The organism is Marinobacterium mangrovicola (assembly GCF_004339595.1).
GTDB classification, from domain to species: domain Bacteria; phylum Pseudomonadota; class Gammaproteobacteria; order Pseudomonadales; family Balneatricaceae; genus Marinobacterium_D; species Marinobacterium_D mangrovicola.
In genome coordinates, this window is sequence record NZ_SMFU01000007.1 from 1,187,298 (window position 1) to 1,213,732 (window position 26,435).

Here is a 26,435-nt window from a genome sequence, read left to right on the forward strand (position 1 = left end):
GCTTTCTCAGACCGGTGAGAACAGGAGCAGTCTGGATATTAAATTCAGGCTGCTCTTTTTCGACTATTCCTAACTGCCGCTAGCCCCAATCAGCATCGGCGCTGCCGACGCATTTCCTGCGCCAGAAATTCCTGCGCAGCCTCAATCAAGGCAAAACCATCGTGAGCGACTCCCGCAACGCTCTGATGTTGTGCGTTAACGCCCAGGGCCACGAGATGCCTTGCGAGCAGCTTCAGCGATTCCTGTCTGTCTGGCCATTTCGTTTCACTCGGCGATGACTTAGGCGCACAATCTTCTTCACCAATCAGCAGTTGCGCCGGGACATCGACGAGACCGGCCTCCAGGCTCTGCTGAGTTTCACTGGCCAGTTTCCAGAGTTCATCCCCTTCCGCGGGGAGGCTGACACTGCCGGGCGCGGCAATAGAGATCGCTCTCACGCGGGAAGCATTGAGATACCAGAAACGGTGCGCAAACTGAGCGCCACCGGAAAAGCCGAACAGGTAGAAACGCTGTTCCAGTCTGTAGCGCTCACCAAGCTCAGAGACCATATGCAGCAGCGCCCGGTCATAGCGAAAGCTCAGTGGAGGCTTAAGTTTGTATCCATCCTCATCACCTGCCGAACCCACCGGGAAGAGCGGCGCGAGAATCACACAACCCTGCTGCTCGGCAAACTCTATAAAGTGGTCACGAAAGCTCTCTGCTGTTCTGGCAGATCCATGCACGACGACTAGTAACGGCAGCGGCTTTTCATCGCCTCCGCAACGTTCCGGTACGTAAGCGCAATAGGAGAATCGAGAGTCGGCCTTGCAAGCGGTAAAGGGAACCAGCCCCTTAAAGTAACGTTTCTGTAGCTGTCGCATTGTGCGGTCCCGCTTCCCTGCGCTATTGAGCCTTGTCCGACTGATTTACACACTTATTCGCAGAACCCCGGGCAATGCAGTGCAGCTTACCGCTTTTGCCGGTAACGCATTCCGCTTCGACCCTGAACACCTCGTGTAACAGATCAGCGGTAATCACATCGGTTGGTGCTCCTTCTGCGATCAGCGCCCCTTCCTTCATGACGAGAACGTTGTCAGAGTACTGTGCAGCCTGGTTAAGGTCGTGCAATGACATGACAACACTAAGCCCGGCCTCGCGGTTAAGACGCTCCAGCAGTTCAAGCACCTCCAACTGATGCCCCCAGTCGAGAAAAGTTGTCGGCTCGTCCAGCAGGAGTATTTCCGCCTGTTGAGCAATCGCCATGGCGATCCATACGCGCTGCTGCTGACCGCCAGACAACGCCTCGATGGGGCGTTCGGCATAAGCTTCAACGCCGGTTTCATTCATCGCCCAGTGGACAATTTTTCTGTCCTGGTCGCAGGCCCCTCGCATAAGCCCCTGGTACGGAAAACGACCGTAGCCCACCAGGTCTTTCACACGAATACTCTCCGGTGCCTGCGGCTTCTGCGGCAGAAAGGCAAGCTTCAGCGCCAGCTCACGTCGGCTAATTGATCCCAGGGGGTGGTTATCGATCCTGACGCTTCCGCTGTAAGGCTTGAGAAGCCCGGCCAGGGCTTTGAGCAGTGTGCTTTTACCGCAGCCATTCGGACCGATCAGCGCGGTCATCTTATGCCGCGGGATCTGAACCGAGAGCTCAGGGACAATCACCTGGCCCTGGTAGCCAAGCCTCACCTTTTCAGCCGATAAACTCATCGCGTATTGATACTCCATTCCTCAGGGCTGGCGTCTTAACAGGTATAGAAATGCGGGCACGCCGATCAGCGCCGCCAACACCCCAACCGGCAATTCATAGGGAGCCAGCACCAGCCGCCCCACCAGATCACCGGCCAATACGATCACTGCGCCGGCAATCGCGGTCATCAGGTATTGCAGCGCCATATGACCCGGTGCAATACCACGCGCCAGATGAGGCACCACGAGGCCGATAAAACCTATGGGCCCGGCAACCGCCACCGCGCTGGCGGTTAACAGCGTGGCAGTCGCGATGGTCAGCAAGCGCCAGAGACCAAGGTTCAGCCCCAGGCTCAACGCCTGTTCATCTACCAGCCTCAACAGTCGCATGGGGCGGTAGATCAATAGAGCTGCCAACAAGCCCATTGCGCTCCACGGAAGCAGTACACTCAGATGTTGCCAACTTCTGCCGTTCAAACTCCCGGCCAGCCAGGCTGCAATTGTTTCGGTGTGAGCCTGACCCCATAGCCCGAGGAGCCCGGTGACCAGTGCGTTAAGAATGGCGGCACAAACCACTCCGGTCAGGATCAGCCGTAAGGGTGTTAAGGCCGAGCCGCCGCTTAAGCCGTACACCAGGGCTGCCGCCAGCAAACCGCCCACCAAAGCCGCAGCGGGAAGCCAGACCAGTACGCTCTCGCCCTGCAGGTATATTTCAACGCCACTGGATAGGGTGCCCGCGCCGACCACGACCAGCACAGCGCCAAGGCTTGCACCTGCCGATATACCTAACAAACCTGCATCGGCCAGTGGGTTGCGCGTCAGGCTTTGCAGCATGAATCCGGCCAGCGCCAGTTGAGCACCGACCAGTGCTGCCATAAGCGCCCTGGGTAGTCGTAACTCCCAGATCACCCTCACCACATGCTCCTGCCCCGACCCCACCAGTAACGTCTGGATAACCTCCATCGGCGATAGCTCAGAGGCACCCAGAAACAGATTAAGCGCCAGCACCACAGGCAGCAGGCTGACCAAAAGAACCAGCCCTAACCAAGAGCCAGATACACTTAACCTGTTATTGCCGGCGTTCATGCAAGCACCCGCGATGTCCGCGACACGATCCACAACAGCCAGGGGCCGCCCAGAAGCGCCGTCAGTACACCCAGCGGGACCTCCTGCACGCCCGGTGTGAGGCGGGCCAGCAGGTCAGCCAGCAGTAACAGCAGAGCACCGATAAGGGCGTTCATCGGCAGCCAGCTTGCGCGCTGTTCATCGAAAAGCCTGCGGGTTATGTGAGGGACCACCAGGCCAACAAAGCCAACCGGGCCGGCGACGACGACTGCAGCGGTAGTCATCAGCGCAGTCATCATCAGAAAGAACAGTTTCCAGCGATTCACGGACACTCCCAGCGTCTGTGCCACGGCATCATCAAGCAGCAGCACGCGGAAGCGGCTTGATAGCAAAAACGTGACCAGCATCGGTACCAGGATCCAGATGCCAAGCTGGTCCAGCAGTTCCCAGCCACGACCAGCCAGACCTCCCGCCAGCCAGAAGAACAGCTCGCTGGCTTCGGCGCCGGAAAACAGCAGCATTGCCGACATCAGAGATACGCAGACCGTACTGATCGCCACGCCGGCCAACACCAGTCGCAGCGGCTGAATCTGCCCCTTCCATGCCAGCGTAAAGGTCGCCACACCCGCTGCCAGGCCGCCTCCAAATCCAACCAGAGGCAGCCAGCGCGTATCGACCTGAACAACCGAGATAACAACGACGATGGCGCAGGCGGCTCCGGCCACTACACCAGTAAGATCGGGCGATGCCAGAGGGTTGCGTGCGACGCCCTGCATAATGCCACCGGCAGTGGCCAGCGCAGCACCAACAAGCAGAGCCATGATTGATCGGGGCAAGCGCAGCTCGAACAGCACGATTTGGCTTAGTCTGTCCCCATCACCCGAGGCCGCGGACCAGATCTGACCTGGTGTAAACAGAGCGTCGCCCAGCATCAGGGAAATAAACAGAGCAGATGCCAGAACAAACGCACCGACGCCGACTGCTATCACTGCTTTGATCAATGCTCAGCCCCAGTATATGGGTGACTACGCAGCGACAGGGGCACATCAGGCATCGGAAAAAGATCAGGGTAAAGCAGGTGCGCCATCTCTTGGGCTACCATTACCCGCGCCTTAGGCCCTGCCGCTTCCTTCCAATGCTGACCCACCTCATAAACCCTGCCGTTCTTAACAGCGCTCAAGTAGGGCCAGATCGGGTTGCGGGTAAATGCGCGTTCGTGATTTGAATCGAATAGAAAAATCACATCTGGATCTCGCTCCAGCAGCGTTTCAAGCCGGATACGATAACCCAGCGGTAACCCCTGCTCCGGCGCATCCAGCGAGCCACCCACGTTGGTCACATTCAACCTGCGCAGCAGCTCGGCCGTAAGGAAGTGGTCATAGTAGATAAACGGGGCTTCGGCGCCTGTCACCAGCAGGGCTGCCGACACGCCACCCGGTGCACGGGTCTGCATATCCTCCAGCAGGGAGCTGAATTCAGCGTTTAATGCCTCGGTCTGTTCCGTCCTGCCCAGCGCTTCTCCCGCCAGAGAAACCGCACGATAGCTATCGTCGAGAGTAATAAGGTTCAGCGCCATGTAAGGAGCTATCTCGGAAAACCGTTCCACATCCTTTTCGGTGTAGCGCCGGATCGCGAGGATAAGATCAGGATCCACTTCAGACAAAAGCTCAAGATTAACCTGTGCCCGAGTCCCGATAACGGGCACATCATCAAGCGCATCACCCAGATAGTCGGGATGGCTGAAGGGGCCAAAGCGGGTCACGGCAACCGGAGTCATGCCCACCGAATTTAATAGATCGGCGCCAAAGTTGGATACAGCAGCAACACGTTTGGCTGGCGCATCCAGGGACAGCGCCTCTCCCCTGTCATCCGTCAGGGTCAGCGCTTGCGCAAGAACAGAGAACAGCAAACCAACGCCCATCAAGGCAGCTGATGCAAATCGAAACATCATTCACTCTCATTTAATACCGGCTCGCGACATTATGTCATAATTGGCGCCAATATCGACAGGTATTTCCCCTGTACGCGCCGGTGTAGAATGCAGTGCGCTGTAACAGGGATAAATTTCTAAGGACACCGATGACAAACGCGAAGAAAACGCTGACCGACCAAACCACCCAGGACCTGGTCGCCCGCCTGAAGCAAAAGATCACCAGCGGCGAATATCGCCCTGGAGAGTGGCTCAAACAGATCGATATCGAACAGACGTTCGAAGTTAACCGGTTTACCGTGCGTTCGGCTTTCAGTGAACTTCAAAGCAGCGGTTTTCTTCACCACGAACCCTACAAGGGTTACCGTGTTATCGAGCACTCGCTGCAGGAGCGCATCGAACTGACAGAGGCACGGGAAGTCATCGAGTGCGCGGCGGCTGCCAATGTGCTCGCCAACATCGATGACGCCGGGCTGGAGCAGCTTGAGTCACTGGCCGAGGCATTTCTGCAGGCGGTCGAAGAGGACATGTCTGAAGAGATGTTCCGACTGAACGCAGAGTTCCACCGCTGCTTTAACGCCTATTACCGCAACCTGCACCTGTCCCAGATGATCGATGACCTCAGAGAGCGCGGCGTTGGCAGTGCCAATCGCGGCTGGTCGAAAAAGGCGATCCAGCGCGACAGCGCGCTCGACCACATCAACATGGTGCAGGCACTGAAAGAGAAAAACCTCGTTCGCCTTCAAGCCGTTATACATGCCCATCTAAACCGCTGGCGCCAGGCATACCCGGAACTCTCGCGTCGCTGAGATAGCTCCGCGACCAGCGCACTTATGATAAAACGAGTGCGAATCATTATCATTATATTGTATTGGCGCCAATTTCGTCCTACTATCGCTCCCCGTATCGAGTTGAGCATTCGCAGTGGCCGATCCGTCCCCTCCTCTTGCTGAGGGCCAAAGCCACTTGCGACTGCTTCACAACGTCTGAATCTATTACGAGGACAGCAGTAAGATGAGCGCCGCACAGCGACAGTCAGCCCCGCGTTTCAAAAGGAAGGCTCTATTTTATGGATGCCTGGCAGCGATGATGTCATCGGCTGTCCAGGCGGAAACCAACCTGGAAGCGATTGTCGTCTCCGGCGACTGGCTCGGAAACGGCAGCGAAGAGGATGTCAGAACCTATCCCGGCGCCCGGGATGTGGTATCCGCGGAGGAGCTTCACGAGCGCGGTGCGCTCAACCTGGAAGACGCTCTGCGCAGCACCCCGGGACTGCAGGTTCTCGACGAAACTGGTACCGGAATTCTGCCGAACATCGGCGTGCGCGGCATGAATCCACTGCGCAGTGAGCGCGTGCAGTTCCTCGTCGATGGCTACCCCATCGCGATTGGTCCGTACACAAACGTGGGCGTTTCCCTATTCCCTGTCACGCTGCCAAGCGTAGACAGCATCGATATGGTTCGCGGAGGCGCAGCTGTTCACTATGGGCCCAATAACCTGGGGGGTGTCGTTAACCTGCATACACGCCCAATCCCCCGGGAGCTGGAACAGACCGTCAGGGAACAGATCACCATCGCCGAGGAAACCGGTCATCTGCTGAACGATTTCTACTACCGGATCGGTGGCGCCGTTAACGAAGATCTCGCGCTTCAATTCCAGATCAATACTCAGAATGGTGATGGCGCAAGAGATCACTCGGATACCGACGTCTCCAACTTTATACTCGATGCACTGTACACGCCGAATGATCAACACGAGATTGCTGCGCAGCTGCAGTACTACGATGTGGACGCAGAATTACCCGGTGCGCTGAGTGCCCAGGCCTACCGGGACGATATCACCCAGTCGCAGCGCCCCTACGACGCTTATGACGCCGACATGCTGCGCGGCACCCTGACCTGGACCTACACGCCGACGAATGATGTGGAGTTCCAATGGCGTAACTTCGCTCACGATGCAGACCGTACCTTCTTTTTCGGCCAGCGCCTTGGCACCGGCGACCACTGGGCCGACCCGTCTCTTGAGTCCACTCACGTCGCAGACTCACCCCGCCTGTTCACCGTCTACGGCACCGAGCCGCGCCTAACAGTATGGAACGGTAACCACAAGATGATCTTCGGTGCGCGGTATATCCGCGAAGAGGTTGAGTTTGACGTTAACCGGCTTGAACTTGCCACGGGCGCATACAGCAACGTACGCGACTGGAATTTTGAGACCGATGCCTGGGCGCTCTATGCCAGCGACACTATTTACATGATGAATGACCGCGTCGAGCTGACGCCGGGCATTCGCTACGAGACAGTGCGCACCGACTACTCCGACGGTATCTCCGGCTTTGAGGACGACAACAACGTCGACGAGGTACTCCCCGGCCTGACTCTAGGCTTCCATGCCACGGATAACCTCTTCCTGTTTGCAAACACCCAGCGCTCCTTGGTACCGGTCCAGACGGCTCAGGTCACCAAACCTGGCGAGGTAGGTAATGAAACCGCCTGGAACTATGAGATAGGCACCCGTCTGCGCGCCAGCGACAACCTGGATATTGGCGCCACGCTGTTTCGCATTGAGCACGAAGACCTTATCCAGTACCACAGACCCAGCGACACCTACCAGAACCTTGGCGAAGCACGTTCCCAGGGACTGGAGCTGACCAGCAGCTGGCAGGCCAGCGAACGTCTGACACTGGAAGCGAACTACACCTATCTCGATACCGAACAGCTCTCCGGCGACTTCAAAGGCAACGAGCTGGCAAATGCATCACGACATCACCTGGGCGCCAGCGCGCATTACCGCTACGGTCCTTGGCAGGCGAGCCTGAGCGGTACCCATGTCAGCGAAAGCTACACCGACGCAGCCAATACCAACGAAGAAGCCGCAGATGGCAGCGCAGGCCGGCTACCGGCCTACACACTCGTAAACACCCGCGTTTCACGAGACCTGAAGCTTGGCGACGACAAACAGTTACAGCTTGCGGTGTCGGCGAACAACCTGCTGGACGAGGAGTACTATTTCCGGGGTGCCGATGTGAGCCCAATAGGCCGTATCCCGGGACAGGGCCGCTCGTTTATTCTCTCCGCACAGCTCGACTTCTAAATTCTTAAACTTATCCTGGCCCGGACCTAACCGGGTCAGGACAGCGATCTCGCACTCACTCATTTCACCATCCATCTCACCATCCATCTCAGCTCTGGATCAAACTCCTACTTCCCCCTAAGCTGTGCGTCTGATTTAAAGTACCTGCTCTAAGGATTCCCCGTATGAAGGTGGCCGTCCGGTCCCTGTGTGAATTAGCCGCGCGCTCCGGTGGACTGGAGTACCGGTATACGCCTTCGCCCAACGCCGATGAGGGGATCCGCGGACATAAGACGCTGCAGAAACGTCGCGGGACTGATTACGAACCTGAGTACCTGCTTGAAGGGGAATGCGAAGGGATTCAGCTGCGCGGTCGTGCCGACGGCTATCAGGCTGGAGAGCCTGCGCCGCTCCTGGAAGAGATCAAAACCCACCGTGGCGATCTGTCCCGTGTTGGCGAGGGCCAGCAAGCGCTGCATTGGGCGCAGCTGAAGGTCTACGGCGCCCTGCTCTGTAATCGTGATCACCTGGCTGAAGTTCGGCTGCGGCTGGTTTACTACGATGTGGCCAAGGATCTCGAAACACCACTGGATGAGTGCTGGAGCGCCGCTGATCTAAACGGCTTCCTCAATGATCTCTGCCTTCGCTACCGGGCCTGGCATCAGCAGGAAGAGGAACATCGCCACAGCCGTGATCAGGCGCTGCTGGCGCTTAAGTTCCCCTACGCAGATTTCAGGCCGAATCAGCGCCACCTCAGCGAAACCGTCTACAAAGGCGTCTGCACGTCCCGCACCCTGCTGATGGAAGCACCCACCGGGATCGGCAAAACCCTGGGTGTGGTGTTCCCCTCGCTGGCGGCCATGCCGCGGCGGGAGCTGGACCGGCTATTCCTGCTCACCGCCCGCACCACCGGGCGCCAGCTGATTCTCGATAGCCTGAAACTGCTCAACCGCGACGCCACACTGCCACTGCGCATTCTGGAACTGACCGCCCGTGACAAGGCCTGCGAGCACCCCGACAAGGCCTGTCATGGTGAGTCCTGTCCTTTGGCGGATGGCTTTTTTGATCGCCTGCCCGCAGCCCGCCAGGCCGCCACAGAACTACGCTGGCTGGATCGCGAAGCGGTGCAGCGTCTCGCGGCGGAACATCGCATCTGCCCCTATTACCTGGCTCAGGAGATGGCGCGCTGGTGTGATCTGGTGGTCGGTGATGTTAACCACTATTTCGACCAGCAGGCGTTACTGCATGGTCTTAGCCGACAGAACGAATGGCGCGTGGTGCCGCTGATCGACGAGGCGCACAACCTGATCGACCGGGCCCGCTCCATGTACTCGGCGGATCTCAGCCAGTGGCTGTTCAAGGAAGCCGCCCGCAATGCGCCAGAGGCGCTGAGCAAAAGCTTTCGCGGCGTGCAGCGCGCCTGGCGCAAACTGGTGGATGCCCATATCGATACGGAATCGTTGCCAAGCCAGGAGCCCCGGCGCCTGCAGTTGACCGAAGTCCCCACTGAACTGAACGGCAGTCTGCTGCGTCTTGTGGGCGATCTGACCGAATATATGACCGATAACCCGGTCGAACCGGAGCTGCAGCGGGTACTGTTCGATACCATCGGGTTTATGAAACTGGCGGAGCAGTTTGGTGATCACTCCCTCTGTACGCTGACCGTCAGCGCAGGAAAGGCGCAGGGGAAACGGCGCCGTATCTCTGCGTCTCTGGCACTGGAGAACCTGATTCCGGCGGACTTCCTCAAAGAGCGCTTCGCGCTGGCGCACTCATCGGTGATGTTTTCTGCCACGCTGAATCCGGGGCGCTATTACCAGGACCTGCTGGGTCTGCCGGAGACCAGCCTTTGGCAGACGGTGGCCAGTCCGTTTTCCTCCTCACAGATCGATCTGCATACACTGGATATCAGCACCCGCTTTCGTGATCGCGCCGCGTCCGTGGCGCCCATCTGCGCGGATATCCAGACACAGTACCGCGCCGAACCCGGGAATTATCTGGTCTATCTGAGCAGCTTCGCCTACCTGGAACAGATCAGCACCCGCTTTACTCAGCAAAACCCTGACATTGCTATCGCGGTTCAGCATTCCGGCATGAGCGAAGAGGAGCGACTGGCCTTTATCGAACGTTTCAGAAGCGAGCGCGGCCTGGTGGGCTTTGCCGTCCTTGGTGGCGCCTTTTCAGAAGGAATAGACCTGCCCGGCGATGCGCTGGTGGGTGTCTTTGTTGCAACGCTGGGGTTGCCGCCCAATAACGAATTTCAGGAGCAGCTGGCGAAGCAGATGCAGCTCCGCTTTGGCCAGGGATATGCTTACACCTATCTCTACCCAGGCATTCGCAAGGTGATTCAGGCCGCGGGTAGACTGATCCGCACGCCGGAGGATCGCGGCGTTATCCACCTGATCGACGACCGCTTCCGTAAGCCTGATATACGGGCACTGCTGCCGACCTGGTGGTTTAAAAACTGAACGGCCATAACCTGATTACTGGCGGATCTTCTGCTTCTTTACCCAGCTGATATGGCGCTCGACTTCGGGGTCAGCGAGCAGCTTTTCCATGCTGTTCAGCTCCTGCCCCAGGGTCATCTCATCATGGAATTTGTGCACCGCCCTGTGACAGGGGTAACAAAGCCAGATGCCCTGCTGCAACTGCTCCGGGCTGTACTGTTTTTTGAAGCGCGGACGCCTGTGTACCTTGCGCGGAATCAGGTGATGAAAGGTTAACGGCGCCTCGCGCTGACAAAGCTCGCAATGCTTGATCTCGGGACTCTTTCGCATCGCCTCTACTCCTCGCCCCGTTCCAAAGATCCGGATGCAACGCCGCTTTCACGCAACGCATCGAGAAACAACTTGAACGCGGCAGAATGCTGACGCCGGCTCGGATAATAGAGATGAAACCCGGGAAAATAGGGGCACCACTCTTCCAGCACCGGCACCAATTGGCCGCTGCTCAGCGCCTCTTTCATCGTATCGTTAGGCAGGCAGCAGAGGCCGGCGCCATTGATCGCCGACTGGATAATCAGGTTCGCCACATTGCTGGTGAACTGCCCTTCGACCCGCACATTAAACTCGCGCCCATCCTCTGCGAATTCCCAGGCATAAAGCCCACCGGAGGTCGGCATACGCAGGTTGATACAGTTATGGTCGGTCAGGTCATGCGGGGTTTGCGGTACCCCGTTCTGCTCCAGATAATCAGGCGAGCCGGCAACCACCATCTTCAGATCGGGTCCGATCGGCACCGCGACCATATCTTTCTCGACATGCTCGCCCAGGCGCACACCGGCATCAAACCCCTCAGCCACCAGATCAACCATACGAGCCTCCACAGAGATCTCGATATTCAGCTCTGGATGTTCGCGCAACAGACGGTTACAGACAGGCAGCAGAATAAACTCCGCTGCCGTGCGGGTAGCGGTAATCCGCAGCGTGCCGGTGACCTTGTCCCGATAATCATTAAGCCGATCAAGCTGGGTTTCTATATCCGCGAACGCGGGCTCCAGCGTTGCCGCGAGCTTCCGCCCCGCCTCCGTGGGCGAAACACTGCGCGTGGTGCGGGTGAGCAGGCGAATATCGAGGCGCTCTTCAAGACGGCGCATGGTGTGGCTGACCGCGGATTGGGAGGTGCCCAGCTTGGCGGCGGCACGGGTGAAGCTACGCTCTTCGACCACTGCCAGAAAAGTGAGCAGATCGCCCACTTCATCCCTTTTCATTTATGAAATCCCAGCATAAATATAATTTAAAAATCGCATTTCTAATCTATCTCACAAATCAATAAACTGAAACTCCACGGGCACTTCAGATCTGTTCAGGAGCGAACAGATAATCCTTTCTCCCAGCCCGACAGTTATTTCACCAGGTACAAAAATCAGATGTCAGACAGCAGTAATACACTGACCGTCGACCCCAGTGTTGCCGGTCAGCCCGCCAGTTTACGAAACGGAAACATCAGTTGGCATATTCTCGGCGTACTCGCCGCGCTGATGGGCTTTGCCTCCATCTCCACCGATTTCTACCTGCCGGCAATGCCGGCCATGGAAGACGCCTTTGGTGCCGGTCACGGTTCAATCGAGTTCACCATCACCGGCTACCTGATCGGTTTCAGTGTCGGCCAGCTGTTCTGGGGGCCGATCAGCGACCGTTTCGGGCGTAAGCTGCCAATCGCGCTCGGACTCGGGTTGTTTATCATCGGCGCCATGGGCTGTGCCCTGTCTGACACCATCTTCGAAATCATCAGCTGGCGTATCTTGCAAGCGCTGGGCGCGTCTGCGGGTGTGGTGCTCGGTCGTGCCATGGTGCGAGATCTGTATGAAGGACCCAAGGCGGCGCAGATGATGTCGACGCTACTGGCGGTGATGACCGCCGCCCCGCTGCTTGGCCCAATCATCGGCGCTCAGGTTGAGGCGATGAGCAGCTGGCGTGGCATTTTCTGGGTGCTGGTTGCCGTAGGTGTGCTGACGATGGCCGCGCTAACCACCATCCCGGAAACCCTGCCCGACTCGGTGCGCCGCCATGAGAGCGCCGGCCGCACCCTGCGCCGCTACGGCCAGATCATAATCCAGCCGCGCATTCTTGCTTACCTGGGGATCGGCTCATTCTTCTATGCTGGCATGTTCGCCTATGTGTCCGGCTCACCCTTCGCCTACATCGATTACTACGGTGTGCCATCGGAGTATTACGGTCTGCTGTTTGGCGCCGGTATTTTCGGCATCATGGGCTCCAATATCCTTAACAGCCGGCTGGTGATGAAAACCTCGGTGGACCGCCTGCTCGGCATCGGCACCGTCGGCGCAATGATTAGCGGTTTGCTGATCTGCCTGGCGTCACTGACTGATTGGGGCGGCCTGCGGGGCCTGGCGGTACCGATGTTTTGCTTTGTCTCCTGCACCGGGTTTATCGTCGGTAATTCCATCGCCGGCGCGCTGGCCGATGTCCCCCAGGAGGCGGGAGCAGTGTCCGCGCTGGTCGGTTCACTGCAGTACGGCGGCGGCATAGCCGGTACCGGCCTGGTTGGCTTGTTTGCCGACGGCACGCCCGGCGCCATGGGCACGGTGATCGCCATCTCCGGCGCAGGCTCCCTGCTCTGCTACGGCCTGCTGGCATCCACCAATCGCCGACAGGCAGTGCGCCAGGCTGACTGAGTATTCCTGTCACACATTTTCACGAAATCCGGCCTATCTTTAGCCTTAACCATCTACATGGAGGCGAGATATGGCCGAGCACACGCAGAACGTTAAAACGGGTGAGTGGCTACCCGGCGCTAGAAGCGCTCAAAGCACGTCTTACAGCACGAACAGCAGCCAGGAGCTGGATAGCCTGAGCGGGTTTAATCCATTTCTGCCCTGGGCGGCCATGTTTCCCTGGCTGAATTTTGAATACCTGAAACTAGAGGTGCGCCTGGAAGATGACCAGGTGCGGATTCTCGGTGAACAGGGTCGCTTCGACCGGGGGATGCACGCTGCCCGACAGATAGACGCATCCATACCCACCGAACAGATTGTCGAGGCGGCAGAACGGATGCAGCTTCAGCTTCAACAACTTACTCAACAACTCATGCAAGACCAGTTTCAGCAGCAGATGAATAGGATGATGCAGGCTGCAATGATGCCCTGGACGGCGATGATGTTTCCGTTTTTAAAACGCGACTGACCTGCGCGGGCACTCTGTCACACCAGGGTGCCTCTGACTTTCCGCCCCCCCCGCACCAGTCCTTCTCTGAAGCTGCCTCTCTTCAGTTGCGCTCTCTTCAGCGACCCTCTCTCCAGTCGCCCTGTTTTAAGCCGCACCTGCTTCCTGTATGCCGTCCCAGCTCGCGACTTATCGAACGAGCTCATAGCTGCTATCAACCCAGCCCCCCTCTCAAGCAAGACCCTGCGTGGATAATAGAGACACTACTTTTAACCCTTCCAAGGATTCAGTAATGAGTGTCACTTATGATTTTTCAGGCAAGGTCGCACTGGTAACCGGAGCCGCATCAGGCATGGGCTACGCGACCGCCAAAGCATTTGCCGAAGCCGGCGCCGCAGTGATGCTGTCGGACATCAACGAGACTGCGCTGAACGCCGTTGTTGAAGAGATCAAAGCCGCTGATGGCAAGGCCGCCGGTTTCGCCTGCGACGTGGCCGATGAAACTCAGGTGGCTGCACTGGTTAAACAGACCGTTGAAACTTTCGGCAGCCTGGATATCGCCTTCAACAACGCAGGTATTCAGGTTCCGGCCTGCGATGCGGCTGAAGAAACCGCCGAAGACTTCGACAAGGTCAACGCCATTAACCTGCGTGGCGTCTGGGCTTGCCAGAAGCACGAGCTGCAGCAGATGCGTGAACAGGGCGCCGGCGTCATCGTCAACTGCTCCTCCACCGGTGGCCTGGTTGGCCTGGCACGTCTGGCGGCTTATCACGCTTCCAAACACGGCGTTATCGGCCTGACCAAGAGCGCTGCACTGGAATACGCCCCGCGCGGCATCCGCATCAATGCGGTCTGCCCGGGCGCGATCGACACACCGATGGTCTCCGACATGCTGAAGAAAGGCGCGCTGACCGAAGAGATGATCGCTGCGGCTCAGCCGATCGGTCGTCTGGGTAAAGCGGAAGAAGTCGCCAAGGCGGTTCTCTGGCTCTCCAGCCCGGACTCCTCCTTCCTGGTCGGCCACGCCATGGCGGTCGACGGCGGGTTCACCGCGCACTAACGAGCACCTGGCGGGACGGCGGATTCGCTTTGCCGCCCTGCCAACCTTTCTCTGCTATACCCCTCCCCCTGAGCTGGCGCTGATCGCGTCGGTTATTTAAACGACAGCCTTCCAGACGTGAAGGATCTCTTCGCCGCGGTGCAATCTATTTCAGCCCGTTGCGGCACGTGTATTCAGCTAAGCCGGATTTGAATGTGATCGGCTGGTTGTGGCCTGAAGCAGATATTCGCTCTGTTAGAGTCAGGCGTGGCTATCAATAAAACTCTGATGGCAAGCCTTTCACTTATCGCAGCAGTCCGCACTCTGCCTAGCTTCCCCAAAGCCTGCCGATCGATCGGTCGATCCAGGGCCAACTACCTGTAAAGGTTAGGCAGTTTGATTTTGAAGCGCATTGCCAATGCACGCAGCAGGAAGGCAACACAAAAGCCGCCGATCAGGTCATAGCTGGATGGCAGGCCAAGGCTATCGAGCATCAGATAAACGATAGAGCCTGCCAGCGCGGTGGTGATATAGAGTTCATCATTCATCAGCGTCAGATTGCTGCGACAGAGCACATCACGAGCGATACCGCCGAAGGAAGCGGTCATCACCCCCATACAGACGGCGATCAACGGTGTGGCGCCGAAGTTTAGTGTTACCTCGGTTCCAACCACTGCAAAGAGTGCCAAGCCCACGGCATCCATCCACAGCAGGGCTTTTGAGAGCGAGGCTAACATGGGTGTAACGAAGTAAGTGATGGCCGACGCGACGAGACAGACAACGATCCAGATCGGCTCGCGAATCCAGAACACCGGAACGCTACCCAAAAGAAGATCACGCAGGGTGCCGCCACCGATTCCAGTGACGGTCCCGATCAGCATGAAGCCGAGGATATCCATCCTCTGCCGTGCAGCCTCCAATGCTCCAGAGATGGCAAATACACCGACGGCGGTGAGGCCCATGATGTTGACGGCAGCGGTAATATCGAAAGGCATAAAGACCTGATAGAGATAAAAGGCGAATGGAAGCGCCATTTATATCACCCGATCCAATGATGCTCTAGACCGCCGAATCAGTTGTCCTTGGCGGAGCTGCGATGAGCTCGCTAAACAGTGAACAGCGCCGATGTTGCTTACTGTCACGAACGGCGGCTCAGCGCTGGTCGTTAACTTTTATGAGCCTGAGCTGGGGGCGGAATTGCTCCGAAGCAGACGTTCGGCCCGTGCTACTCCATGCGGGCTTTCGGCACAAAGCCGTCATTGACCCTAACTATATGTACAGTTTTTACGTCCATAAGAATTTGGAAGTGAAGTCATGAAACAGGAGCACAGGTCGACACCTACCACTTCATCAGCAAGTGCCACGCCCTGCAAAATTTCCAGTACCTTGTAGTACTGAAAGCCTCAATCACCGGGCGTGCTGGCACCCGGTACGATAGAGGGGACAAAACCATCGGTATCGATCGTAATATAGTAGTTAAGCCCTTTTGGAATTCGCTTGAGTCCCTCTCCTATGCTGAGTTACTTGCAATGCCGCACAATTTTTATTGGTTTTAGGGCAATCTTTCGATGCACGGAAACGTTTTACTGCGCGGAGCCTTTACCGGGACCGGCATAACGCGAAAGCCAGTAACTGTATTGCTCCGGAAGCAATGAAGCCGGCTTTTCAAGGCCCAGTTCGATAGCGGCTTGCACCAGATAATGCGGGTTAGCCAAATGAGCGCGCCCCACCATGACAAGGTCCATCTGTCCGTCATCGACAACCTTGGCGATAGTTTGCGGATCATCGAGTCCCCAGGCAGTGGCTACCGGCAGGCCTGTTTCCTTACCAACTCGCTCAGCAATCGGCACCATAAACGCAGGTCCCCAGGGTACCTTCGCATTGATAGTGGAAAATCCCATGGACACATTCAGCATATCCAAACCTGCATCCTTGAACTTGTTAACCAGTTCAATGGACTCGGCCAGTGTTTCTTCATCCTGACCGTCAAACTCGATAACACCGAAGCGGGCTGTCAACGGCAGGTTCTCCGGCCAGACCTCGCGTACAGCCTGCAAGGTTTCCAGCAGGAAGCGGCCACGATTTTCTGCACTGCCACCGTATTCATCGGTGCGCTGGTTAGCATGGCGAGAAAAGAAACTCTGGGCCAGGTAACCATGCGCAAAGTGCAGTTCAAGCCACTCAAAGCCTGCCTCGAGAGCGCGCTTGGCCGTGGCGACAAAATCGGTTTTGACTCGCAGGATATCGTCGATGGTCATCGCTTGCGGTACTTTCGGAAGGCCGCCGCCAAAGGCTACAGCCGAAGGCGCTATCGTCTGCCAGCCGCCTGGGGCGTCGTTGGCAATGTGATCATCACCTTCCCAGGGTTTGTTCGCGCTGGCTTTTGGACCGGCGTGTCCGATCTGGATGCCCGGCACAGAGCCCGCTGATCTGATGGCAGCAGCGATCTCAGCCATACCTTCAATCTGTTCATCTCTCCACAACCCCGTGCACCCCGGGGTGATACGCCCTTCAGGAGACACCGCGGTAGCCTCTACAATCACCAAGCCAGCACCGCCACGAGCCATGCCGGCATAATGGGCAAGGTGCCAGTCGCTGGTAAAGCCATCAATGGCGCTGTATTGGCACATTGGCGGGATGGCGACACGGTTGCGAAGGGTTATCTCTTTCAGTTTGAATTCACTAAACAATGCAGTCATGTTTACTCCTGATCTCCGCTCACCCGAACCAGGGCTTTGCCGGAAAATGTCCTGTTTTTAAGAGCCTCAAGGGCCGAGGGAAGGTCTGTAAAGTCACTATAATGCAGCGATTCAGGCTGAATATTTCCGGCCTGAATCTCACCAAGGAGCCGCTGGCCTGCTTCGGTAAGCCCGTGCCAGGCGTTGTCGTCACCAAAAATATGCAGGGCACCCAGTGCTACCTCATGCATGGACAAAGCCTGGCCGAAGGGTGCATTGGGCCACTGGGACAAGCGCCCCTGAATACAGACCAAGTGACCATTGGCTTTTAATGCGGGCACCAGACTGTCTGCACTGGCTTCGTTGACAGCATCGATGACCGCATAGAAATGGCGTCCATCTTTGAGTGCTTCATACGGAGTCTCTATACAGTTGGCCGCACCCAGGTCAGCAAGGCGCTGCCAATGGCGCGAATTGCAAAGGGCTGTCACTGCAAACCCGCGGCGCGCCGCCAATTGCACCAAGTATTGACCTACTGCACCTCCGGCCCCCGCTATCAAAAGCGGCTCACCCGCTTTCGCCGGCACCTTGTTGATCGCCTGCCAGGCAGTAAGCCCCGGGCACGGGAAACTGGCAGCAACGGCCAGATCCAGACCATCAGGCAGCGCCATCAGAGCTCTGGCACGAACGGGTGTCAATTCAGCAAAACTGCCGTGCCCTTTAAGATTCTGGTGATAGGCCACCGGTTTGCCCAGCCAGTCGGCTGACACCCCGGGGCCCAGGGCCACCACAATACCACTGGCATCGCAGCCAGGTATTTTACCCGGCTGCCACCCGCTGCTACCGAGCACCTTCCAGTCCACAGGGTTCAACCCTATTACCTGGTTTCGGACCCAGACTTCACCCTCGGTTAATGCCCTTGGCGTCAAGGTTTCAAGTACTAACCGGCTGGGGTCGTCACTCTGCTGCCAACTCCAGGCCTGGTAGTTTTGCGGTAACTGCGCCAATGCCGTTCTCCTTACTGGTAAGCACCAGCCGAATAAGTCAGTTCATAGCTGTGGCTGTAGATCTCCAGGATGTTACCGAACGGGTCTTCCATGTAGACCATGCGATAGGGTTTTTCGCCCGGGAAGTACTCACGCACAGGCATACGCTGCTTGCCACCGGCCGCGACGATCTTGGCCGCCAAGCCTTCAACATCCGGGTCCTGTACACAGAAGTGAAAGACGCTGGTTTTCCAGTACTCAAAATTATTTTCGGGTTTCTCAGCGTTTTTGAACTCGAAAATTTCTACGCCAACCCGATCGCCAGTCGACAAATGGGCAATACGGAAAGAGTCCCAGCCTGCACCGAATACATCAGTACACATGACACCGATGGCGCTGTCATCTTCGCTGATGGTGGTGGGCGACATAATGAGATACCAGCCCATCACCTCTGTATAGAATTTTACGGCCGCATCCAAATCGGTAACGGACAAACCTATGTGGGAAAAACTGCGTGGGTAAGTTTTCATCTGGGACACATCTCCTGTTAAGTATGTGCCCAGTCTAAAATCCAAGAGCTATAATGAGAACCGACGTATAATTATGATTGCTATTAAAATTTATTATGCTTAATCCCCAATGGCTCGCCTCATTCGCTGTCCTGGCCGAAGTTGGAAACTTCACCCGCACTGCAGAACGTCTGGATATGACACAAGCGGCTGTCAGCCAGCATATTCGGCGTCTTGAACTGGAGCTCGGCCAACTTGTTATCCGCCACCCGAGACAGATCGAGTTGACGCCGGCGGGCTTGGCGCTACTTGAATACATTAACGAGATAGCCCAGGCCGATAAGCGCTTACAGCATCGTCTGAACGGCGAGAATAACCGTACAGGTGAGGTCAGCCTGATCTCTCCCGGCAGCGTGGGACTGACGCTTTACCCTATCCTCCTGGATTTACAACAGAACAACCACGGGCTGACAATCCGTCACCGCTTCGCGCCCGATAGTGAGGTACTGGAGGCAGTAAAACAGAACCACTATGAACTGGGTATCGTCACACTCAAACCAGACGATTCCCGCCTGACGGCCAGTCGCTTCTCCGAAGAACCCCTGGAGCTGATAGTGCCGGCGAACTACAGCGTCTCGGGTTGGGAAGAGCTTGAGCAATTAGGCTTTATCGATCATCCCGATGGGCTGGTCATGGCTGATCGCATGCTTAGTCGTCGGTACCCTGGAAAACCGGGAATCCATTCCATCCCTCGAAAAGGGTTCATCAATCAAATCAGCCTGATTCTGGAACCCGTTGCCCGCGGACTGGGTTTTACCGTGCTGCCACGCTACGCACGCCAAGCATTTTCACGGCAAAGTGATATCACAGTCATTGAGGGAACGCCTGAAATTAAGGAAACGCTCTGGTTAATACATCGTGCAGAATGGCCACTCTCAGCGCACGCTGCATGGGTGGCTGAGCAGCTAAGAGAAGCAGTTGCAGCGCTAGAACAGCTTTGAATGGAAGTGATGCAACCAAGACCATTAACCAACGCCAAAACGCTGGCGATATTCACTCGGTGACAAGCCAACTATCCGTACGAATATCTTGCGAAAAAAGCCTGGGTCCTGGTATCCAACTTCCCAGGAGATACTTTCTACTGACTGCCGACTAAACCTCAGCAGCTCCTGTGATCGACCTACCCTTAACCTCTGACAGTACTCCGAGGTCGTCATCCCAGTAGCCTTCTGAAATCTGCGCTGCAGCGTTCGTTCCTGCAGTCCCGCGACTGCAGCTAATCTATCGAGCCTTACCTCTTTGCCTTCAGTTTCTTGCAGCCAGTGCTGCAGTTTTAACACTGCGCTATCACCATGCATGAGTTTGGGTGAAAACACGCTGTAATATCGCTGTTCCCGGCCCGGCGGATCGACCAACAGGATACGTGCAGTCTGGATCATGGCCGACGGCCCCATAAAGCGGTCCACCAGTTTAAGGCCAAGATCGGTCCATGCCATCACACCACCCGCTGTGAGAATATCTCCATCGTCAATGATAAGACGGTCGATATCGAGATTTACGGTCGGAAAGCGTTGCTGGAATTTTTCCTCGTAAAGCCAGTGGGTAGTTACCTTACGCCCCTCCAACAGGCCTGTCTCTGCGAGGACGAATGCACCGGCGCAGATCGAGGCGAGTGTCCCTCCTGTCTTATGGTGCTGCCGCATCCATTCAATATAGGGCGCGACAACCTCAGCCGTCGCCGGATCACCCAGAGTGGGTGGAAGAACCATTACATCGGGTGATCCCGGCTCGCCCTGCATGGAATCGAAGCAGCGCTCAATCGGCATACCAGGAGACTTTTGCTGCCAATGACTCAGGCGGATAGAGGTAGACAGACCTTCGGAGCCTGGCTCTGCAAAGCGGTTCGCTATTGCAAAAAGATCGGTTAGACCCAGGACGGCAGACATCTGAGCACCGGGGTACAGCAGAAGACCCACTTCGGCCACATACATATCAGACATTTGTCGTAATCACCCCTCATTATGTCTTTATCGACAGTCGTCAGAATTATCTCTAAATCAGATGATGTCAAAACAACTTGCGAGGCCCCTCGCCAGACGAAAAAAACATCCATATAAGGGCAAATGATTATGACTAAACGCGCCGTTATCGTCGTCGACATCCAAAATGAATACTTCCCGCCGACGGGCAAACTGCCGTTGCAGGGAGTCCAAGAGGCCGCGGCTAACGCAGCTAAAGTGATTGCCCATGCTCGCGATCTGGGTGAGACGGTTATTCATGTTCGCCATGAATTCCCAGACCCTGAAGCTCCTTTCTTTGCCACGGGCACTGATGCCGTTGAGATACACCCGGCGGTCAAACCACTGGAAGGCGAACAGGTTATTACCAAGAACTATCCGAACTCGTTTCGTGAGACAGTACTGAAAGAGAGCCTGGAGAAGCTTGGCGTTACCGATGTAGTGGTCATCGGCTCCATGAGTCACATGTGTATCGACGCCACCAGCCGTGCCGCTGTCGATTACGGTTACAACACCACAGTCGTTCATGATGCCTGCGCAACCCTGGACCTTGAGTTTAATGGCGTAGTCGTTCCTGCAGCCCAAGTTCATGCTGCGTTTATGAGTGCCCTGGCGTTCCTGTATGGAACGGTTTCTACGACAGAGGAGTTCCTGGCAAGCTGACAGGTTTAGCCAAGATCTCCAGCACCTGGCCCAAGTGTAAATTCAGGCCAGGTGCCCCCCTGCATTCATGAATGCCCAGGGCCGACAGCCCCCTATTTCAAGTTTTGAGAATCGGTCCGCAAAACGGCCGGGGCTTGGTATTATCCATTCCTGAATTTCAGTAATCCCGAATCCTAAGCCGTCGAAAATATAACCGTGAAAGATCTCCAGAGTATGGATCTCAATCTGCTCAAGGCATTGGATGCCCTGCTGGATGAGCGCAATGTGACGCGAGCCGCTGAACGTCTGGGAATAACTCAGCCCGCTATGAGTGGGATACTCACTCGTCTGCGTGACAGCTTCGACGACCCCCTATTCTCGCGAACCCAACGAGGCATAATTCCTACCCAACGTGCCCTGGATCTGAGCAAGCCAGTGAAACAGGTCCTCAGACAGATCGATACGCTGCTTCAGCCTCCTGTCTTCGTCCCCTCAACTGCCAGTCTCACTTTCACCATTGCCGCGACTGACTATGCGCTGCGCGCAATCGCTGTTCCGTTTCTATCGGCGCTCAAGGTAAAGGCGCCCAGAATTAAAGTGTCCTTGCTCCCTGTCGAGAATGAACGGGTACACAGCCAACTCGAGCGTGGTCAGATCGACCTCGCTTTGCTGACACCAGACAGCACACCCCTGGACTTGCATGCGCGAGAACTATTCAAGGAGCACTATGTCTGTGTTATGCGTGAAGACCATCCGGCTGCGAATGGACGGAAGCTGACCCTAAAGGAGTTCTGTGCGCTTGATCATGCGCTGGTTTCCTACGAGGGTGGAGGCTTTTACGGCATTACTGATGATGTGCTCGAACAGCTGGGCGCTAAACGTGAAGTCACGTTGTCGGTCAAAAGCTTCCTCATCCTCCCTGAAATTTTGCGCTCCAGCGACATGGTCGCAGTGCTTCCCAGTCGACTGGTCTCAGGCATGGAAGGTCTCGCAATTTCTGAACCTCCAATTGCCGTGCCTGGTTTTACCAAAATAGCAGCCTGGCACGAGCGCACGCATCACGACTCAGCGCATCGCTGGATTCGGGAATTACTATTCATGGCCTGCGCCGATCGCAAGTAATCTGAACGAACAAAAGTCAGCCCCACGCCAGGAGGCACCTCAGGTGTAGATATGGTTCGTGCTTATTTTTTGTCTCGAGAAATAAGCTTGCGTGATATCAAGAATAATAATTTGAGATTGGTGTTATTTCTAAAGAGGCACCATCATTGATGACAACTCAGCGACACCACTAACAACTTTCACCTTTTTCAGTGGCAGCACTGTCAGGTTTAACCTGTCATCAACGTAAAGGATATTCTATGAATGCAATTAACTGGCCCGAAGGCTACGTACCTGGCTTTACCGAAAACTTCGCTTCAAACGAGGTTATTGTGGCGGGACTGAGCGCCGCTGATATCTGGCCGTTACTGGTCACTCCCTCTCAGTGGCCAACCTATTACTCCAACTCGGCAAATCCTCGCTTCTATGACGACAAGGGACCGGTGCTTGAAGACGGCGTGCGCTTCTACTTTGAAACCTTCGGATTCCCTGTGGAAGCACAATGCAATGAATTCGTGCCGCCGGCCGCTGGCACGCCTGGCCGCGTCGCCTGGCACGGTTGGGCAGGCGAGGAAGGCACCGATGCACGCCTGGATGTACATCACGCCTGGCTGATTGAAGATCTGGACGGCGATCGCGTGCGCATTCTCACTCAGGAGACACAGAAAGGTAAGCCGGCGGAAGAACTCCACAATACCAAGCCCAACCCTATGATCAACGGCCACCAGGACTGGCTGGACGGACTGATCGCAGCCGCCCGCGCCACTAAATAAGCCGCACTGAACGCAGAGATTGTCCGCTCATCCAATCAGGTAAGGGGATTCTATTTGACTCCCCTGAAAAGCCTCAGGAGAACGTAAACATGAGTACTACGAACAAGATTCTAATGATCCTCACTTCCCAGGCGACTATGGGTGATGACCCGCGCCCGACCGGCGTATGGTTCGAGGAACTGTCAACGCCTTACTATGCTTTCATCGATGCCGGTGCGCAGGTGGAGATCGCCTCTATCGCAGGTGGTAAGATTCCAATCGACCCGCATTCGCTGGAGAGCGAAGGTAAGAACCCACCCAGCGTGGAGCGTTTTCTCAAGGACGCTTCGGCCATGCAAAAGATCGAGTCCTCGATAAAAATCAGCGACCTTTCGATTGCGGATTACTCAGCGGTGTTCTTGCCCGGTGGGCACGGCACCATGTGGGATCTCCCCAAGAGCACCGAATTGGCCAGCCTGCTTTCCACGGCCTGGGCCGCTGGCAAGGTCATTTCCGCGGTCTGCCACGGTCCTGCCGGGTTGGTAAACGCCAAGGACGTCAACGGACAACCGCTGGTCGCTGACCGTCGTGTAGCCGCCTTCACCAACAGCGAGGAAGAAGCGGCCGGTCTGACCGAACAGGTACCCTTCCTGCTGGAAACACGCATCCGCGAGCTGGGTGCCAACTATGAGAGCGGTCCGGATTTCCAGACCTTCGCCGTGCGTGACGGCAAACTGGTCACTGGGCAGAACCCAGCTTCTTCCGAGGAAGTGGCTCGCCTGGTGCTCGAAGCCGTCCGAGAAGCGCAGTGAACCCTGTTTTAACCGGCCAAAAGAGCAGTAACTAGCTGGTGCGCTTGCCCAGCCGACGACTTGTTGGCTGGTTTTCTGTTTCCCACGGATAGATGTCGAAGTATGTCATGTTAGCCCTGCTCAAATTGAAGGGCAGCACCCCGCGGATTATTGGATGAGCATGACTGCATATTCCAATCTAGCTGAAGCGGCCCCTTGCTAATGTACCAGCATCCATTATCCACCCTAGCCTTCCTCGCCTTAATGACTAGCAGCCTTGATCAGATAATGACTTGATGCGGCCGTTTACTGCCCGATATATCGGCGAATTACTCCCACTTAGCAGCCGCGATGTTCAAGTGCCAGCGTTCTACACCTATCATGGTCTCTCACAGCCGAATAGATATTTCATGGCCACTGTGCGCCTTGGGACCGCCTTGGGTCAGTATCGGCGTGGACACATATCCCTGCTGGGGATCACGCATATATTGCAGGTACGGTTCGGCACCCTGATGGTCAGTGTTATCCGAAGCAATCAGGCAACCAGTAGCCATCTGCGGCTCCACCCTTCGCACCACATCGAGATAGAGCGATTTTTCGCCATCAAGAAACAGGAAGTCGATCGGGCCCGGCAACGGATCGGAGAGGGTTTGCAGCGCATCGCCAACGCGAAACTCCACCCAGTCGACTAGGCCCGCGCGGGTCAGGTTTTCCCTTGCACGCTCCGCCTTTTCGGCGATGAACTCGGTGGTAATCACCTTGCCAAATCCGTTATCGCGGGCGGCGGCGGCAAGGAAAATAGTCGAGATACCAAAGGAGGTACCAAACTCCACGATGGTCTTCGCTTGCGATGCCTGGAGTAGTGAGTACATCAGGTTACCGAACGGCCGGTCGATCGGCATGTAACGATGCTTCAGCGCAGTGAAGCGCTCCAGCGGCGTCAATACGGCTCCAGCCTCCGCTGTGAGTCGGTTACCTGCACCAGAACGCTGTTTCTCCGCCTCGGCGTAGAGTTCGTTCAACACCTTGGCGGCCTGGGAATCGTTGTTAAGAGAGTAAGAGGTCGTCATTTAAGCCATCCTGTCCAGGGTAAGGTCGGCAGCGTGCATTACGCGCCGGAGAAACAACAAGAGGGCTTGGATTATTACATCCGGGTGGGTCGTCCTGGCGCTTTGGGACTGAAACATCCCGTTGCATAAAACGGAATCTACTAAACGAGCCTAACCGCGCGACCAGGTGCCGCGACGGTCAGGCCCTTGGAAACAGCCAAACAGCTGGACAGGCTGCTCAGGATTGCAGCTGCTGCGCGAAAAATTCCAGGGTTCGGCTCCACGCCAGTTCAGCGCTCTTTTCCTCGTAACGCGCAGTGGAGTCATTATGGAAACCGTGATTAACGCCTGGGTAGATATAGGCAGTGTAATCGACCTTCGCCTGTTTCAGCGCCGCCTCATAATCGGGCCAGTAGCCATTCACCCGTTTATCCAGTTCGGCAAAATGCAGCTGCAACGGTGCCTTGATATTGGCGATATCCGCCTGGGGAGGCGTACCGTAGTATGGCGCTCCGGCATCAATCACGTCGGGAAGTAGCGCGCTCAATTGGTTGGTCAGATAGCCGCCAAAGCAGAACCCTACCATCCCGACTTTGCCCGTGGAAAATTCATGCTGTTTCAACAGACGGGCAGCGGCAGCGAAGTCACCCTCGATCTTGCCGCGGTCCAGCTCCCGCTGCATGGCTCGCCCCTCATCGTCATTGCCCGGGTAGCCGCCAAGCGAGAAGAGCGCATCGGGTGCCAGTGCCACATAGCCAGCCTTGGCCAGACGACGCGCCACATCCTTGATATAGGGATTAAGCCCGCGGTTCTCATGGGCCACCAGCACCGCTGGTGCCCGGCTCTCAGCAGTGACGCCTGCGGGAACCACCAGGTATCCCCTGGCCCGACCATGCCCCTGGGGCGCATCGAACTCAATATAGCTAGCCTTGATATCCGGATCGTTGAAGGAGACCTGCTCTGCAAGCGCGTAGTTCGGCATCAGGCCACGGCTAACTGCTGCAATGCCCAAGCCGGCAATCCCGAGAGTACCGAGTCGCTGTAGAAAGGTGCGACGGTCTATATCGCCATGGGCATATTCGTCATACCAGTCGAACGCTTCCTGTGGAATTTTCGGTAGTCCTTGCTCACCAACTTCACGCTTGCCTGTCATCATTTTCTCTCCTGAAAAATTGCAGTCCACTGAGTGTAGACACTGTTAGAGGTCTTCACCCTCCGCAGTTGCGAAACGCAAATGTTGAATCTCATTTAGGATGAAATGGGAATCAAAGAGCGGCCGATTGGTTTCTTTGATGAGCTTAATTAAGGTTCAGAGCAGTCTCGCAGTCCCAATCCCCTTTCAGCACAGCGCGCCCCCGCCCTCCGCTCAGAAAGATTCTGATTAGCGCACTAACCAGAACAGTCGCATTTAAATCCTGCTTAGTCCAATAGCCTCGCGAGCCTTAGACCGCACATGACTGGTCCAGAAACCGGCAAGCTTATCGTTCAGATTTTCAGCGAATGGCAAA

General features: G+C 56.4%; 25 protein-coding genes. 11 read left to right on the top strand and 14 right to left on the bottom strand.

Annotated features, from left to right (window positions below):
• Positions 1-89: 89 nt before the first annotated feature.
• From CLV83_RS06315 to CLV83_RS06335, 5 genes are read right to left on the bottom strand one after another with little or no spacing between them, the layout of a single operon-like run.
• Positions 90-860: an alpha/beta hydrolase family protein gene (locus CLV83_RS06315; RefSeq protein WP_132289059.1), complete on the bottom strand. Its 771-nt coding sequence runs from the start codon at positions 858-860 to the stop codon at positions 90-92.
• A 22-nt stretch (positions 861-882) separates the two neighbouring features.
• A complete protein-coding gene (locus CLV83_RS06320) occupies positions 883-1,692 on the bottom strand; it encodes an ABC transporter ATP-binding protein (protein WP_132289062.1) in 810 nt (269 codons plus the stop codon).
• Positions 1,693-1,713: 21 nt separating this feature from the next.
• Positions 1,714-2,700 carry a FecCD family ABC transporter permease gene (locus CLV83_RS06325; protein WP_243642291.1) on the bottom strand — a complete coding sequence of 329 codons (987 nt, stop codon included), beginning with the start codon at positions 2,698-2,700 and terminating at the stop codon, positions 1,714-1,716.
• A gap of 53 nt (positions 2,701-2,753) precedes the next feature.
• Complete coding sequence (locus CLV83_RS06330) at positions 2,754-3,737, bottom strand: FecCD family ABC transporter permease (protein WP_243642292.1); 984 nt, start codon at positions 3,735-3,737, stop codon at positions 2,754-2,756.
• Entirely contained in the window at positions 3,734-4,687 is a 954-nt protein-coding gene (locus CLV83_RS06335; protein WP_243642293.1) for an ABC transporter substrate-binding protein, read from the bottom strand. Before CLV83_RS06335 ends, CLV83_RS06330 begins: the two co-directional genes overlap by 4 nt.
• A 128-nt stretch (positions 4,688-4,815) precedes the next feature.
• Between CLV83_RS06335 and CLV83_RS06340 the strand changes: the two genes are divergently transcribed.
• From CLV83_RS06340 to CLV83_RS06350, 3 genes are all read left to right on the top strand, one after another.
• Positions 4,816-5,475: a GntR family transcriptional regulator gene (locus CLV83_RS06340; protein WP_132289068.1), complete on the top strand. Its 660-nt coding sequence runs from the start codon at positions 4,816-4,818 to the stop codon at positions 5,473-5,475.
• Positions 5,476-5,752: 277 nt separating this feature from the next.
• Positions 5,753-7,759 (top strand): TonB-dependent receptor family protein, encoded by a 2,007-nt coding sequence (locus tag CLV83_RS06345; RefSeq protein ID WP_243642294.1) that lies wholly within the window; start codon positions 5,753-5,755, stop codon positions 7,757-7,759.
• Positions 7,760-7,923: 164 nt separating this feature from the next.
• Positions 7,924-10,206, top strand: a complete 2,283-nt coding sequence (locus tag CLV83_RS06350; protein WP_132289075.1) for an ATP-dependent DNA helicase — start codon at positions 7,924-7,926, stop codon at positions 10,204-10,206.
• Between the two features lie 15 nt (positions 10,207-10,221).
• On the opposite strand, the gene CLV83_RS06355 is transcribed toward CLV83_RS06350, so the two are convergent.
• On the bottom strand, positions 10,222-10,515 hold the full coding sequence (locus CLV83_RS06355; RefSeq protein ID WP_132289078.1) for an HNH endonuclease: 294 nt from the start codon (positions 10,513-10,515) through the stop codon (positions 10,222-10,224).
• A 5-nt stretch (positions 10,516-10,520) separates the two neighbouring features.
• The gene (locus tag CLV83_RS06360) at positions 10,521-11,447 is read right to left on the bottom strand and encodes a LysR family transcriptional regulator (RefSeq protein WP_132289081.1); all 927 of its coding nucleotides are present in this window, start codon (positions 11,445-11,447) and stop codon (positions 10,521-10,523) included.
• 159 nt (positions 11,448-11,606) lie between these two features.
• Here CLV83_RS06360 and CLV83_RS06365 point away from each other — a divergent pair, with 159 nt between their 5' ends.
• The 3 genes from CLV83_RS06365 (at position 11,607) to CLV83_RS06375 (ending at position 14,422) form a co-directional block, all read left to right on the top strand.
• A complete protein-coding gene (locus tag CLV83_RS06365) occupies positions 11,607-12,875 on the top strand; it encodes a multidrug effflux MFS transporter (RefSeq protein ID WP_132289084.1) in 1,269 nt (422 codons plus the stop codon).
• 70 nt (positions 12,876-12,945) lie between these two features.
• On the top strand, positions 12,946-13,383 hold the full coding sequence (locus CLV83_RS06370; RefSeq protein WP_132289087.1) for a hypothetical protein: 438 nt from the start codon (positions 12,946-12,948) through the stop codon (positions 13,381-13,383).
• Positions 13,384-13,654: 271 nt separating this feature from the next.
• Entirely contained in the window at positions 13,655-14,422 is a 768-nt protein-coding gene (locus tag CLV83_RS06375; RefSeq protein ID WP_132289090.1) for a glucose 1-dehydrogenase, read from the top strand.
• A gap of 353 nt (positions 14,423-14,775) precedes the next feature.
• Here the strand turns inward: CLV83_RS06375 and CLV83_RS06380 are convergent, their stop codons facing one another.
• The 4 genes from CLV83_RS06380 to CLV83_RS06400 all read right to left on the bottom strand — a co-directional run bounded on the left by CLV83_RS06380 (position 14,776) and on the right by CLV83_RS06400 (position 18,595).
• Entirely contained in the window at positions 14,776-15,435 is a 660-nt protein-coding gene (locus CLV83_RS06380) for a trimeric intracellular cation channel family protein (RefSeq protein WP_243642295.1), read from the bottom strand.
• A gap of 549 nt (positions 15,436-15,984) precedes the next feature.
• Positions 15,985-17,100, bottom strand: coding sequence for an NADH:flavin oxidoreductase/NADH oxidase (locus CLV83_RS06390; RefSeq protein WP_132289093.1), 1,116 nt, complete (start codon positions 17,098-17,100; stop codon positions 15,985-15,987).
• A gap of 2 nt (positions 17,101-17,102) precedes the next feature.
• Positions 17,103-18,086 carry an alcohol dehydrogenase catalytic domain-containing protein gene (locus tag CLV83_RS06395; RefSeq protein WP_132289096.1) on the bottom strand — a complete coding sequence of 328 codons (984 nt, stop codon included), beginning with the start codon at positions 18,084-18,086 and terminating at the stop codon, positions 17,103-17,105.
• A gap of 11 nt (positions 18,087-18,097) precedes the next feature.
• On the bottom strand, positions 18,098-18,595 hold the full coding sequence (locus tag CLV83_RS06400; RefSeq protein WP_132289099.1) for a lactoylglutathione lyase family protein: 498 nt from the start codon (positions 18,593-18,595) through the stop codon (positions 18,098-18,100).
• 95 nt (positions 18,596-18,690) lie between these two features.
• Here CLV83_RS06400 and CLV83_RS06405 point away from each other — a divergent pair, with 95 nt between their 5' ends.
• Positions 18,691-19,575: a LysR family transcriptional regulator gene (locus CLV83_RS06405; protein ID WP_132289102.1), complete on the top strand. Its 885-nt coding sequence runs from the start codon at positions 18,691-18,693 to the stop codon at positions 19,573-19,575.
• Between the two features lie 24 nt (positions 19,576-19,599).
• Here the strand turns inward: CLV83_RS06405 and CLV83_RS06410 are convergent, their stop codons facing one another.
• Positions 19,600-20,574 (bottom strand): GlxA family transcriptional regulator, encoded by a 975-nt coding sequence (locus CLV83_RS06410; protein ID WP_104001148.1) that lies wholly within the window; start codon positions 20,572-20,574, stop codon positions 19,600-19,602.
• 129 nt (positions 20,575-20,703) lie between these two features.
• Here CLV83_RS06410 and CLV83_RS06415 point away from each other — a divergent pair, with 129 nt between their 5' ends.
• The 4 genes from CLV83_RS06415 to CLV83_RS06430 all read left to right on the top strand — a co-directional run bounded on the left by CLV83_RS06415 (position 20,704) and on the right by CLV83_RS06430 (position 23,899).
• On the top strand, positions 20,704-21,255 hold the full coding sequence (locus tag CLV83_RS06415) for a cysteine hydrolase family protein (RefSeq protein WP_104002988.1): 552 nt from the start codon (positions 20,704-20,706) through the stop codon (positions 21,253-21,255).
• 213 nt (positions 21,256-21,468) lie between these two features.
• Entirely contained in the window at positions 21,469-22,356 is an 888-nt protein-coding gene (locus CLV83_RS06420; RefSeq protein WP_243642296.1) for a LysR family transcriptional regulator, read from the top strand.
• 239 nt (positions 22,357-22,595) lie between these two features.
• A complete protein-coding gene (locus CLV83_RS06425; protein WP_104001147.1) occupies positions 22,596-23,108 on the top strand; it encodes an SRPBCC family protein in 513 nt (170 codons plus the stop codon).
• An 89-nt stretch (positions 23,109-23,197) separates the two neighbouring features.
• Entirely contained in the window at positions 23,198-23,899 is a 702-nt protein-coding gene (locus CLV83_RS06430) for a type 1 glutamine amidotransferase domain-containing protein (RefSeq protein WP_104001146.1), read from the top strand.
• A gap of 368 nt (positions 23,900-24,267) precedes the next feature.
• Here CLV83_RS06430 and CLV83_RS06435 read toward each other — a convergent pair whose 3' ends face one another.
• Both CLV83_RS06435 and CLV83_RS06440 read right to left on the bottom strand, forming a co-directional pair.
• The gene (locus tag CLV83_RS06435; RefSeq protein WP_132289108.1) at positions 24,268-24,948 is read right to left on the bottom strand and encodes an O-methyltransferase; all 681 of its coding nucleotides are present in this window, start codon (positions 24,946-24,948) and stop codon (positions 24,268-24,270) included.
• A 217-nt stretch (positions 24,949-25,165) separates the two neighbouring features.
• On the bottom strand, positions 25,166-26,083 hold the full coding sequence (locus CLV83_RS06440) for a dienelactone hydrolase family protein (RefSeq protein WP_407657689.1): 918 nt from the start codon (positions 26,081-26,083) through the stop codon (positions 25,166-25,168).
• Positions 26,084-26,435: the final 352 nt, after the last annotated feature.

What these genes read in the sequence shown, in the direction of transcription:
- CLV83_RS06315 (WP_132289059.1), bottom strand. Translation starts at nt 860, where the DNA reads ATGCGACAGCTACAGAAACGTTACTTTAAGGGGCTGGTTCCCTTTACC.
- CLV83_RS06320 (WP_132289062.1), bottom strand. Translation starts at nt 1,692, where the DNA reads ATGAGTTTATCGGCTGAAAAGGTGAGGCTTGGCTACCAGGGCCAGGTG.
- CLV83_RS06335 (WP_243642293.1), bottom strand. Translation starts at nt 4,687, where the DNA reads ATGATGTTTCGATTTGCATCAGCTGCCTTGATGGGCGTTGGTTTGCTG.
- CLV83_RS06340 (WP_132289068.1), top strand. Translation starts at nt 4,816, where the DNA reads ATGACAAACGCGAAGAAAACGCTGACCGACCAAACCACCCAGGACCTG.
- CLV83_RS06345 (WP_243642294.1), top strand. Translation starts at nt 5,753, where the DNA reads ATGATGTCATCGGCTGTCCAGGCGGAAACCAACCTGGAAGCGATTGTC.
- CLV83_RS06350 (WP_132289075.1), top strand. Translation starts at nt 7,924, where the DNA reads ATGAAGGTGGCCGTCCGGTCCCTGTGTGAATTAGCCGCGCGCTCCGGT.
- CLV83_RS06355 (WP_132289078.1), bottom strand. Translation starts at nt 10,515, where the DNA reads ATGCGAAAGAGTCCCGAGATCAAGCATTGCGAGCTTTGTCAGCGCGAG.
- CLV83_RS06360 (WP_132289081.1), bottom strand. Translation starts at nt 11,447, where the DNA reads ATGAAAAGGGATGAAGTGGGCGATCTGCTCACTTTTCTGGCAGTGGTC.
- CLV83_RS06365 (WP_132289084.1), top strand. Translation starts at nt 11,607, where the DNA reads ATGTCAGACAGCAGTAATACACTGACCGTCGACCCCAGTGTTGCCGGT.
- CLV83_RS06370 (WP_132289087.1), top strand. Translation starts at nt 12,946, where the DNA reads ATGGCCGAGCACACGCAGAACGTTAAAACGGGTGAGTGGCTACCCGGC.
- CLV83_RS06375 (WP_132289090.1), top strand. Translation starts at nt 13,655, where the DNA reads ATGAGTGTCACTTATGATTTTTCAGGCAAGGTCGCACTGGTAACCGGA.
- CLV83_RS06380 (WP_243642295.1), bottom strand. Translation starts at nt 15,435, where the DNA reads ATGGCGCTTCCATTCGCCTTTTATCTCTATCAGGTCTTTATGCCTTTC.
- CLV83_RS06390 (WP_132289093.1), bottom strand. Translation starts at nt 17,100, where the DNA reads ATGACTGCATTGTTTAGTGAATTCAAACTGAAAGAGATAACCCTTCGC.
- CLV83_RS06400 (WP_132289099.1), bottom strand. Translation starts at nt 18,595, where the DNA reads ATGAAAACTTACCCACGCAGTTTTTCCCACATAGGTTTGTCCGTTACC.
- CLV83_RS06405 (WP_132289102.1), top strand. Translation starts at nt 18,691, where the DNA reads ATGCTTAATCCCCAATGGCTCGCCTCATTCGCTGTCCTGGCCGAAGTT.
- CLV83_RS06410 (WP_104001148.1), bottom strand. Translation starts at nt 20,574, where the DNA reads ATGTCTGATATGTATGTGGCCGAAGTGGGTCTTCTGCTGTACCCCGGT.
- CLV83_RS06415 (WP_104002988.1), top strand. Translation starts at nt 20,704, where the DNA reads ATGACTAAACGCGCCGTTATCGTCGTCGACATCCAAAATGAATACTTC.
- CLV83_RS06420 (WP_243642296.1), top strand. Translation starts at nt 21,469, where the DNA reads ATGGATCTCAATCTGCTCAAGGCATTGGATGCCCTGCTGGATGAGCGC.
- CLV83_RS06425 (WP_104001147.1), top strand. Translation starts at nt 22,596, where the DNA reads ATGAATGCAATTAACTGGCCCGAAGGCTACGTACCTGGCTTTACCGAA.
- CLV83_RS06430 (WP_104001146.1), top strand. Translation starts at nt 23,198, where the DNA reads ATGAGTACTACGAACAAGATTCTAATGATCCTCACTTCCCAGGCGACT.
- CLV83_RS06435 (WP_132289108.1), bottom strand. Translation starts at nt 24,948, where the DNA reads ATGACGACCTCTTACTCTCTTAACAACGATTCCCAGGCCGCCAAGGTG.
- CLV83_RS06440 (WP_407657689.1), bottom strand. Translation starts at nt 26,083, where the DNA reads ATGATGACAGGCAAGCGTGAAGTTGGTGAGCAAGGACTACCGAAAATT.